This is a genomic window from Roseovarius autotrophicus, assembly GCF_018069895.1.
Taxonomy (GTDB): Bacteria; Pseudomonadota; Alphaproteobacteria; order Rhodobacterales; family Rhodobacteraceae; genus Roseovarius; species Roseovarius autotrophicus.
The window spans coordinates 1-5,748 of record NZ_JAGQDH010000048.1 but is presented as its reverse complement, the minus strand read 5'-3'; the positions used below and the strand labels follow the sequence as shown (position 1 = coordinate 5,748).

Below are 5,748 nucleotides of genomic sequence, written 5' to 3'. Positions count from 1 at the left end.
GAAAATCCGCTTACATGCAGAAAAAGTGACGAAAGCGAAAAAAAGCTCTTGCGACTTTTGGGGGTCGCCCGTAAATACGCCTTCACCGGCGGCGCTGAGGCGCGGTTGGTTGGGTCTGGGGATTGTGGCACGTCAGTGTGTATATGATCTGGGTCTTGAAAATTGAGGCAGGTTTGGCGGGGCGCGCCGAAGTTCAGGGCGCACTCTGTTGGTTTTGTCTCTTGCTCTTTGACATGATTGGTATCTGAAGAGATATGCGGGCGGTTTGGTCTTATCGACCGGAGACGTCTGTATATCGCGCCACTAGGGGTTTTGGCCTCGATGATGTGGTGTCAGCTTCACTGTTTGAGCGTGCGTCTGCTTCTTTGGAAGCTGATGTACATCAGACAGATGACTTTCAATGCGGGTCGGTCCTGGCCGGGTCGACATTGCTGCGGAGCGATTGGGTGCGGTGTGAATCGCGCTTGAGTAGCGAAGTGGTGGCGCATTGGAGATGTGCAGAGGTTCGAACGTCAAGGATAACCGGGTAACCGGTTTTCAACTTGAGAGTTTGATCCTGGCTCAGAACGAACGCTGGCGGCAGGCCTAACACATGCAAGTCGAGCGCGCCCTTCGGGGTGAGCGGCGGACGGGTGAGTAACGCGTGGGAACGTGCCCTTTGCTACGGAATAGCCACTGGAAACGGTGAGTAATACCGTATGAGCCCTTCGGGGGAAAGATTTATCGGCAAAGGATCGGCCCGCGTTGGATTAGGTAGTTGGTGGGGTAATGGCCTACCAAGCCGACGATCCATAGCTGGTTTTAGAGGATGATCAGCCACACTGGGACTGAGACACGGCCCAGACTCCTACGGGAGGCAGCAGTGGGGAATCTTAGACAATGGGCGCAAGCCTGATCTAGCCATGCCGCGTGAGTGACGAAGGCCCTAGGGTCGTAAAGCTCTTTCGCCAGGGATGATAATGACAGTACCTGGTAAAGAAACCCCGGCTAACTCCGTGCCAGCAGCCGCGGTAATACGGAGGGGGTTAGCGTTGTTCGGAATTACTGGGCGTAAAGCGCGCGTAGGCGGATTGGAAAGTATGGGGTGAAATCCCAGGGCTCAACCCTGGAACTGCCTCATAAACTTCCAGTCTGGAGTTCGAGAGAGGTGAGTGGAATTCCGAGTGTAGAGGTGAAATTCGTAGATATTCGGAGGAACACCAGTGGCGAAGGCGGCTCACTGGCTCGATACTGACGCTGAGGTGCGAAAGTGTGGGGAGCAAACAGGATTAGATACCCTGGTAGTCCACACCGTAAACGATGAATGCCAGTCGTCGGCAAGCATGCTTGTCGGTGACACACCTAACGGATTAAGCATTCCGCCTGGGGAGTACGGCCGCAAGGTTAAAACTCAAAGGAATTGACGGGGGCCCGCACAAGCGGTGGAGCATGTGGTTTAATTCGAAGCAACGCGCAGAACCTTACCAACCCTTGACATGGATATCGCGGGACCAGAGATGGTTCTTTCAGTTCGGCTGGATATCACACAGGTGCTGCATGGCTGTCGTCAGCTCGTGTCGTGAGATGTTCGGTTAAGTCCGGCAACGAGCGCAACCCACATCCCTAGTTGCCAGCAGGTCAAGCTGGGCACTCTATGGAAACTGCCCGTGATAAGCGGGAGGAAGGTGTGGATGACGTCAAGTCCTCATGGCCCTTACGGGTTGGGCTACACACGTGCTACAATGGTGGTGACAATGGGTTAATCCCAAAAAGCCATCTCAGTTCGGATTGGGGTCTGCAACTCGACCCCATGAAGTCGGAATCGCTAGTAATCGCGTAACAGCATGACGCGGTGAATACGTTCCCGGGCCTTGTACACACCGCCCGTCACACCATGGGAGTTGGGTCTACCCGACGGCCGTGCGCTAACCTCGCAAGAGGAGGCAGCGGACCACGGTAGGCTCAGCGACTGGGGTGAAGTCGTAACAAGGTAGCCGTAGGGGAACCTGCGGCTGGATCACCTCCTTTCTAAGGATGTTCCTTGCAGGAAGGCTTGCCTTTCTCGTGGAACACTTAGCAGAAGATCAACAAGCAAAGTTGGTCAAACTCGGGCCAGGCCGTCCTCATATCTCTTCAGACAAGTGATCACAGACCTACCGGTCTGTCTTGGGTCGGTAGCTCAGGTGGTTAGAGCGCACGCCTGATAAGCGTGAGGTCGGAGGTTCAAGTCCTCCTCGACCCACCAAGCCTCCCCCGGAGGTAAGGGGCCTTAGCTCAGCTGGGAGAGCGCCTGATTTGCATTCAGGAGGTCAGGAGTTCGATCCTCCTAGGCTCCACCATCATACCCGATTAGATCGCCAAGCACTGGGTCAGTGCTTGGCCGTCCAATCGGACGAGAGTTTGACATCGTTAAGAGAGATACAATAGCGACGTTGCTGATGTCCCCGCGTGAGGGGTCATCCTGGTTGCTTTCCCTTCGGGGAAAGGCATGTCCGAGCGTTTCCCGCGCCCGTGCATGTATCGCATCCAGCGGCGGCAGCGTCGTCCAAGTCAAGTACACTGACCAAAAAGTACCATCGCAAGATGGTGCGGGAAAGTATGCTTTTGATCTAAGGAAGAGTCTTTCTCTTTCTGGATCAAATCAAGCGCGAGAAGGGCGTTTGGTGAATGCCTTGGCAGTAAGAGGCGATGAAGGACGTGATACCCTGCGATAAGCCATGAGGAGCCGGGAATAGGCTGTGATCCATGGATTTCCGAATGGGGCAACCCACCTGACAGTTTGTTATGATTGCTTTCGAGCGGTTCATAACAGGCTGAAACAGGGACTTGTTGACTGAATACATAGGTCTTCAAGAGCAAACCCGGGGAACTGAAACATCTAAGTACCCGGAGGAAAGGACAGCAATAGCGACTCCCCTAGTAGCGGCGAGCGAACGGGGACCAGCCGAGCCTGATAAGTGACCAGAATGCGTTGGGAAGCGCAGCCAGAGCGGGTGACAGCCCCGTATGGGAAGCTTTGAGGGACGTATCAAGTAGGGCGGGACACGTGAAATCCTGTCTGAAGATCGGAGGACCACCTTCGAAGGCTAAGTACTCCTTACTGACCGATAGCGAACCAGTACCGTGAGGGAAAGGTGAAAAGCACCCCGACGAGGGGAGTGAAACAGTACCTGAAACCGAACGCCTACAAGCAGTCGGAGCCTCGGACTTGTCCGTGGTGACGGCGTACCTTTTGTATAATGGGTCATCGACTTGGTCTATCTAGCAAGCTTAAGCCGTTAGGTGTAGGCGCAGCGAAAGCGAGTCTTAATAGGGCGTTGAGTTAGATGGATCAGACCCGAAACCGAGTGATCTAGGCATGACCAGGATGAAGGTTGGGTAACACCAACTGGAGGTCCGAACCCACACCTGTTGAAAAAGGTCGGGATGAGTTGTGCCTAGGGGTGAAAGGCCAATCAAACTCGGAGATAGCTGGTTCTCTGCGAAAACTATTTAGGTAGTGCGTCATCCGAATACCCTCGGGGGTAGAGCACTGGATGGGTAATGGGGCCCCACAGGCTTACTGATCCTAACCAAACTCCGAATACCGAGAAGTACTGGATGGCAGACAGACGGCGGATGCTAACGTCCGTCGTCGAGAGGGAAACAACCCTGACCTACAGCTAAGGCCCCCAATTCGTGGCTAAGTGGGAAAGCAGGTGGGACGACCAAAACAACCAGGAGGTTGGCTTAGAAGCAGCCATCCTTTAAAGATAGCGTAACAGCTCACTGGTCTAATCAAGTTGTCCTGCGGCGAAGATGTAACGGGGCTCAAGCCACGAGCCGAAGCTTAGGATGCGCGTAGCGCATGGTAGCAGAGCGTAGTGTGACATAGTCTCAATCCTCTTCTGCGGGTTCGCCCGCATCGGAGGACCGAGGCTTTCGATGAAGCCGGGGCGTGAGCCATCCGGTGGAGAGATCACTAGTGAGAATGATGACATGAGTAGCGACAAGGAGGGTGAGAGACCCTCCCGCCGAAAGTCCAAGGGTTCCTGCTTAAAGCTAATCTGAGCAGGGTAAGCCGACCCCTAAGGCGAGGCCGAAAGGCGTAGTCGATGGGAACCAGGTTAATATTCCTGGGCCAGATGGAAGTGACGGATCGCAACTGTTGTTCGCCCTTATCGGATTGGGCGGGCCGCTGAGCGGTTCCTGGAAATAGCTCCATCATGAGATCGTACCCGAAACCGACACAGGTGGACTGGTAGAGAATACCAAGGCGCTTGAGAGAACGATGTTGAAGGAACTCGGCAAAATACCTCCGTAAGTTCGCGAGAAGGAGGCCCGGGTTCAAGGCAACTTGGATCCGGGGGCACAAACCAGGGGGTGGCGACTGTTTACTAAAAACACAGGGCTCTGCGAAGTCGCAAGACGACGTATAGGGTCTGACGCCTGCCCGGTGCCTGAAGGTTAAAAGGAGGGGTGAGAGCTCCGAATTGAAGCCCAGGTAAACGGCGGCCGTAACTATAACGGTCCTAAGGTAGCGAAATTCCTTGTCGGGTAAGTTCCGACCTGCACGAATGGCGTAACGACTTCCCCGCTGTCTCCAACATCGACTCAGCGAAATTGAATTGCCTGTCAAGATGCAGGCTTCCCGCGGTCAGACGGAAAGACCCCGTGCACCTTTACTACAGCTTCGCACTGGCATCAGGATTGTGATGTGCAGGATAGGTGGTAGGCTTTGAACCCGTGACGCCAGTCGCGGTGGAGCCTCCCTTGAGATACCACCCTTCGCACTCTTGATGTCTAACCGCGGTCCGTTATCCGGATCCGGGACCCTGCGTGGTGGGTAGTTTGACTGGGGCGGTCGCCTCCTAAAGCGTAACGGAGGCGCGCGAAGGTTGGCTCAGAGCGGTCGGAAATCGCTCGTTGAGTGCAATGGCATAAGCCAGCCTGACTGCGAGACTGACAAGTCGAGCAGAGACGAAAGTCGGCCATAGTGATCCGGTGGTCCCAAGTGGGAGGGCCATCGCTCAACGGATAAAAGGTACGCCGGGGATAACAGGCTGATACTGCCCAAGAGTCCATATCGACGGCAGTGTTTGGCACCTCGATGTCGGCTCATCTCATCCTGGGGCTGGAGCAGGTCCCAAGGGTATGGCTGTTCGCCATTTAAAGAGGTACGTGAGCTGGGTTTAGAACGTCGTGAGACAGTTCGGTCCCTATCTGCCGTGGGTGTAGGATACTTGAGAGGAGTTGCCCCTAGTACGAGAGGACCGGGGTGAACGGACCACTGGTGGACCTGTTGTCGTGCCAACGGCAGTGCAGGGTAGCTATGTCCGGACAGGATAACCGCTGAAGGCATCTAAGCGGGAAGCCCCCCTCAAAACAAGGTATCCCCGAGGGCCGTGGTAGACCACCACGTCGATAGGCCGGAGATGTAAGCGCAGCAATGCGCTCAGTTGACCGGTACTAATCGCCCGATAGGCTTGATTTGATCCAGTAACAGAAAGACACGGATCAAAAGCATACACAAAACTCAGTTGCTCGACTTGGAAATAACTCTGGGAATTTTACCGGTTTGGTGGTCATAGCACGAGCAAAACACCCGGTCCCATCCCGAACCCGGCCGTTAAGTGCCGTCGCGCCAATGGTACTGCGTCTCAAGACGTGGGAGAGTAGGTCACCGCCAAACCTGTAAAATACCCAGCGTATCTCTCTCAAACGATCCAAAATACAGATACCGCGGGGTGGAGCAGCCAGGTAGCTCGTCAGGCTCATAACCTGAAGGTC

Annotated in this window: 2 tRNA genes and 3 rRNA genes; all 5 read left to right on the top strand. The window is 54.9% G+C overall.

Going from position 1 to position 5,748, the window contains the following annotated elements:
- Nucleotides 1-538: 538 nt before the first annotated feature.
- Nucleotides 539-2,007 (top strand): 16S ribosomal RNA (locus KAK09_RS18275).
- 140 nt (nt 2,008-2,147) lie between these two features.
- Nucleotides 2,148-2,224, top strand: a tRNA-Ile gene (locus KAK09_RS18270).
- A gap of 18 nt (nt 2,225-2,242) precedes the next feature.
- Nucleotides 2,243-2,318 (top strand) — tRNA-Ala (locus KAK09_RS18265).
- A gap of 300 nt (nt 2,319-2,618) precedes the next feature.
- Nucleotides 2,619-5,452: ribosomal RNA gene (locus KAK09_RS18260) — 23S ribosomal RNA — on the top strand.
- Between the two features lie 83 nt (nt 5,453-5,535).
- Nucleotides 5,536-5,650: ribosomal RNA gene (rrf, locus tag KAK09_RS18255) — 5S ribosomal RNA — on the top strand.
- The 16S, 23S and 5S rRNA genes sit together here with 2 tRNA genes alongside, the layout of an rRNA operon.
- Nucleotides 5,651-5,748 lie beyond the last annotated feature (98 nt).